Annotated in this window: 6 protein-coding genes; all 6 read right to left on the bottom strand. The window is 29.3% G+C overall.

The features are described from left to right. Positions 1-1252: hypothetical protein (locus HMPREF0634_RS05900; RefSeq protein ID WP_040565825.1), on the bottom strand; the 1252-nt coding region annotated here is incomplete at its 3' end. A 12-nt stretch (positions 1253-1264) separates the two neighbouring features. After that, positions 1265-2002 carry a hypothetical protein gene (locus tag HMPREF0634_RS05895; protein WP_040565824.1) on the bottom strand — a complete coding sequence of 246 codons (738 nt, stop codon included), beginning with the start codon at positions 2000-2002 and terminating at the stop codon, positions 1265-1267. A 368-nt stretch (positions 2003-2370) separates the two neighbouring features. After that, positions 2371-3093, bottom strand: coding sequence for an ABC transporter permease (locus tag HMPREF0634_RS05890; protein WP_040565823.1), 723 nt, complete (start codon positions 3091-3093; stop codon positions 2371-2373). A 13-nt stretch (positions 3094-3106) separates the two neighbouring features. After that, positions 3107-3841: an ABC transporter permease gene (locus HMPREF0634_RS05885; RefSeq protein ID WP_040565822.1), complete on the bottom strand. Its 735-nt coding sequence runs from the start codon at positions 3839-3841 to the stop codon at positions 3107-3109. After that, positions 3834-4751: an ABC transporter ATP-binding protein gene (locus HMPREF0634_RS05880; RefSeq protein WP_007789906.1), complete on the bottom strand. Its 918-nt coding sequence runs from the start codon at positions 4749-4751 to the stop codon at positions 3834-3836. The genes HMPREF0634_RS05885 and HMPREF0634_RS05880 overlap by 8 nt, the downstream gene beginning before the upstream one ends. Positions 4752-4778: 27 nt before the next feature. Continuing rightward, a complete protein-coding gene (locus HMPREF0634_RS05875; RefSeq protein ID WP_040565821.1) occupies positions 4779-5012 on the bottom strand; it encodes a helix-turn-helix transcriptional regulator in 234 nt (77 codons plus the stop codon). Between the last annotated feature and the right edge of the window lie 115 nt (positions 5013-5127).

Raw genomic sequence — 5127 nt, 5'->3', positions numbered from 1 at the left:
TTCCTGTCTCAACCCTATCGTCTCCGTCTACCCTACCAGGATCTGGCGTTGTTCCTCCGCCACCGCCTCCTCCTGGATTATCAGGAGCCTTATTTACCTTGAAGGTATATGATATTAGGTTTGGCTTGTCAGCAGGTGCTGTACTATCACGACCAGGTTCATTCTGTTTAGCAGCAAACATGACATAATTTCTGTATATTATATCATCAGCTCTTTTCTTAGTCATATCTCTAGTTTTTATCAACTCCAAATTTGTTCCACTTGCTAAATCATAGGCACCATACGCATAACCTACAATTTTTAAATTTTCATCTACTGGTACTTCGTTTGTTATCTTTACATTTGAAATATTTAAAGAAATCTTATCCAATTCATTAATTATTTTATATAATTTTTTCAACGATTTATCTGTTGAGCCAGGTGTTTTACGCACATGAACAATTAATCTTTGATCTCTAACTTCAGGTCTAATTGTAAAACCTGTCAATCCATCAATTGAGTATCCTGTTGTTCCATCCACCTTTACGCCTCTTGGTAAATCCATAACAAACACTAACTCTGCATCAGAATCCGCGTGGTCTTTTTTCCATGCAGAATTACTTGGAGTATTCCATGAAGTTTGTGGATCACTATGATTATTGCTGCCACTTTGTATCATAAGAAATGTATTTAAATATTTTTTCATTTTTGACATATCAAGAACAAATTTTAAATCTACACTTTTATTTTTTTCTAATATAGCAACCTTATCATGCTGTGTATTTCCATTTACAAGAATATCACCATATATATACATGTCATTTGTATCCATAAAACTCTTTTTGAAGTCAAAACCGAATGCCCTAACAACATCCATATTAATTGACACTTCATTTTCGGCAAGAGAAGGATCTCCTGATAGTATACTATAATTTTGAATCCACATAATTGTACCATCTCCATTGCGTTCTCGTGGTCCAAATGGGAATAAACTTAATCTGTCTGTTCTTATCCCAGTAGTCGGATAGTCAGAACCATCACTAGCTGAAAAATTAATTCCATTCAAAGAACTTTCTTCTGGTGTCATCAAATACTTTGGTACAGCATTATTACTTTTATATTCAACTTCTGCCCAGTAATTATCCTTCACAAGATTCTTCAATGAATCCGGCATACCAGCAAAATTACTTTCTGCAAAGGAGATTCCTATGTGAGAACTTACAAGCAAAACAGCAACCAATACGGTTGTTATAGTTGTTAAAAATTTTTTCATATTTATTCACCCTTAACGTACAATATCTAAACTTATTTCACTAGCAGTAATATCAACTATTTGTGTCTGAAAGAATAATTTTTTATAAAAAAGTTCACACTTACCATCAGCAGATATTCTTCCTAAATTACTCGTAGTTGAATCTTTAATTTCTACAGAATAAGGAATATTAATTGTAATGGGATGTCCACCTAATCCTTTTTCAGTTTTATACAAATCGAAAAATCCTTTATAATCATTCCAATTACCCAGATTAAACGTAAATGTTACAGAGTTGTTTTTTTTGTTGTAAGACTTTTCTATCTTACTAATTGTAGCAGTATTTTCTGAAAAAGTAATCTTATCTAACTTGACTTCAAAATCGCTTGGAAAATACACTGTATATTTAGCAGTTGGGAATTTTTGTCCCTTATCAAACATTACCAAATTCTCATAAGGTCTTCCAAATAAATCCGTTTTTCCCTTAAAAGAAGTCACATATTTATCATAAGCACCCTCAAATAAATCGCTTGCTTCTACGCTTCCTGAAACTGTTCCCTCATAATAAAGTTTTCCATCTTTACTAACTTCTACACCTTCCGACTTAACAGTTTTAGATAAATCGATGCTTCCTTTTATTTTTCCATCAATTTCTTCATACTGACTTGGAACATTACTATTTTCAGCAAACACTGATATACTAGCAAATACACCTAATACAATTGCTAGAGCCATTACTAGACTAGCAATTTTCTTTAATATTTTTTTCATTTTTACTCCTCCTTTTATTAATTATTGAAAAAATCCAAAAAAATATCTCTTTTTCATATTATAATTATATATATTTTAATATGAAAATCTTTTTTAAACAATTATAGCATATATATATATATAATTCAATAAATAATAAACACTTGAGATAACTTTTGTCTTAGTTGTCAAGACATATGTTACACTTTGAGAAATACTCGGATACTATTTCATTGGGACTTTTAAAATTAAGACTAATCTTAGCTGTGCTATTATATCTTTGCATATGCTTTTTTACAGCCATTTTCAGCTTTCTTTGACATAGCATTGCTCTTCTTTCCACAAATTTATAAACAAAGTATGAATTTTCATACTTTAATTTATCTTAGTTAAACCGCCTCTCTCTCTGTGAGCTTTTTTAGCAATATCACATCAAGAAAAACTATAAACAATACAATCATGCTAGCAACAATTTTTTCATACCCCGAGGAATTAACTTCTCCCGAAATATAAAACATAGCATTGACACAATAAATATATGCAATATTTACTTGTGATATAAAAACTCCGATAAACGATATAATAAACGCAACTGCAACCGTAATCTGTATATTTTGATTAAAATATAACATGATGCTAATAATAAACACTGATACAAAATAACATACCATTCCATGAATTAAATATTTAATTAAATAGGAAAATATAAAAGCTATTCCAATATTATTAATATTAGAAATTGATTCCAATATACACATTGATAAAAATGTTACCAAAGCATACAGTATTGTAAATATAAACAATACAAAGAGTTTACTTAACAATATATCCTTTTTGTTTATTGGAATAACCAACAAATTTTTCATGGTATTATTATGTTCTTCCAAAAGGAATATTTCCATGCCTATCAATGAAATTACTGGTATGAAAATATAATAACTACTTAGGGTTAAATCATTTTTTAAAAACCATCCAAGTTCATTTCCATAAGAAACTCCATTGTATGTCATATTTCCCATGAAATACTGTATTGCAGCACTAATAATTAGAATAATTGCAACTACAAAAGGTAGTCTTTTTCTTTTAATTTTTTTCAGCTCTAAAAATACCATTTCTTCACCTATTTTATAAATCTTGTCTCTTAAGTATATTAAGCGTTATCATCAAATATAAGACAAATACCAATACAACGTTAGCAATCATAAAATATATATTTTCATTGTTCTGAACCCCCTCAAAATTTCTATACCATATAATGTGGGGTGCGCTTGCTAATGGACTAACTCCTTGCAATATCTTCATTAAAAAGAATGAAGATATTATATATATGCTTCCTATAAGATTAGTGGCAACGCTACTGCCTTTAGTAAATATTGTAATTATAGATATTGGTAAAATTGCTAATGCTATTAATAAAGAACTAAGTAAACACAATTCAAAAAATCTAAATACTAAGCCCGGACTGATACTAGATTGAAATCTACTAAAATGTCCTGCTAGAGTAATTACTATAAAGACGGTCAACATATATATAAACGAAATACATAAAATGTACAGACATTTTGTAAAAAATAATTTTCTTCTTGATACAGGAATCGTCCATAAATATTTTATTGTATCACTTCTATATTCATTGGAAAAAGCAGTTGTTGTGAATGATAGTAATATCATAGGTAATATTAAATAATTCATATAGCTAAGTGAGAATTTATATAAGTATGTGAAATTATCAAATAAACCTACAGTATTAACTGTGTAATATACAGTTAATGCCAAATATAAAATTACTAATAAACCTGATAAATAAACTGCCTTTGATCTTTTATTTTTCTTAAATTCAGACAACAACAAACTAACCAATCCCTTGCCCTCCAGTAACTTTTTTAAAGTAATCTTCAAGAGAAGTTTTATCCTCTACTATACCTATTAAATCGATATTATTATTAACAAACACTTTATTAAGTTCTGTAGTACTTAATTGACTATTCTGTATCAAAATCCCTTCACTAAACTCTAAAATATTTTGTTCCTCTATTCCTATTTCAAACAATATCTTTTTAGCAATATCAACTTCTTTTACGAAAACTCGAATATCACTATTTTGTTTGTTTTTCCATTCCTTCATGTTTATTTCTTCAATCATCTTGCCAAAGTCAATAATACTTATGCGATCAGCTACATTCTCTAACTCAGATAATATATGACTCGATATTAAAATACTTACTCCAGATTCTTTTAATTTTTTAAGAAGTTCTCTTACTTCAGCAATTCCTATTGGATCTAATCCATTTATAGGTTCATCTAAAACTAATATTTCAGGATTATGCATTATTGCATTTGCAATAGCTAACCTTTGTTTCATCCCTAGCGAATATTTTGAAAATAATTTTTTGTCTTTATAAGGAAGGTTAACTAATTCTAATGCTTTTTTTACTGAATCTTGATCTAACCCTCTTAGTTTGGCAAAAATCTCTAAGTTTTCCGTACCTGTTAAATTAGAATAAAACCCAGGATTTTCTATTATACATCCAACCTTTTTTAACACTTTTTTTTCCGAATTTACGCTCATATCTTTCCCTAAAATAGAAACTTTTCCACTTGTTGGATTAGCTAACCCTAATAGAATTTTCATTATTGTAGTTTTTCCAGCCCCATTTCTCCCCAACAATCCATATATCTCACCTTTGTTTACAGAGAAGCTAACACCGTCAACTACCTTTATTCCAGCATATTCTTTGATTAAACCATCTACATAAATTATATCTGACATTCCAACTAATATCCTCCATTTTACTATTTATCGACTACAACAATTGCATCGATATTCTCCTGATTCATCTAAATCAAAAATAGAATATATACAAGTCTCTAAAGCTAGAGCTAATTCATGAGCAACTTTTAACGATGGAGCCTCCGACTCCCCAGTAACCTCAAATTTACTTATATACTGCCTTGAAATGCTAATTTTTTCTGCTAACTCGTACTGAGTCAATCCTAATTCTTTCCTTCTTTCTTTTACTCTATTTTTCATACTATTTTATTTCCTCTTTTTTTCAGTATATCACTCTCAAAACCAAAAAGCAATTATCAGTTGCATTTTTGTTTAAATCTTTTTGTAGTGTTACAATTGATGTTAGACAAATAAC

It is taken from the genome of Peptostreptococcus stomatis DSM 17678 (assembly GCF_000147675.1).
GTDB classification, from domain to species: domain Bacteria; phylum Bacillota; class Clostridia; order Peptostreptococcales; family Peptostreptococcaceae; genus Peptostreptococcus; species Peptostreptococcus stomatis.
This window is presented reverse-complemented; position numbering and strand designations above follow the sequence as displayed.

Bases quoted from the DNA above. Each gene is read 5' to 3' on its own strand.
- HMPREF0634_RS05895 (WP_040565824.1), bottom strand. From the start codon at position 2,002: ATGAAAAAAATATTAAAGAAAATTGCTAGTCTAGTAATGGCTCTAGCA.
- HMPREF0634_RS05890 (WP_040565823.1), bottom strand. From the start codon at position 3,093: ATGGTATTTTTAGAGCTGAAAAAAATTAAAAGAAAAAGACTACCTTTT.
- HMPREF0634_RS05880 (WP_007789906.1), bottom strand. From the start codon at position 4,751: ATGTCAGATATAATTTATGTAGATGGTTTAATCAAAGAATATGCTGGA.
- HMPREF0634_RS05875 (WP_040565821.1), bottom strand. From the start codon at position 5,012: ATGAAAAATAGAGTAAAAGAAAGAAGGAAAGAATTAGGATTGACTCAG.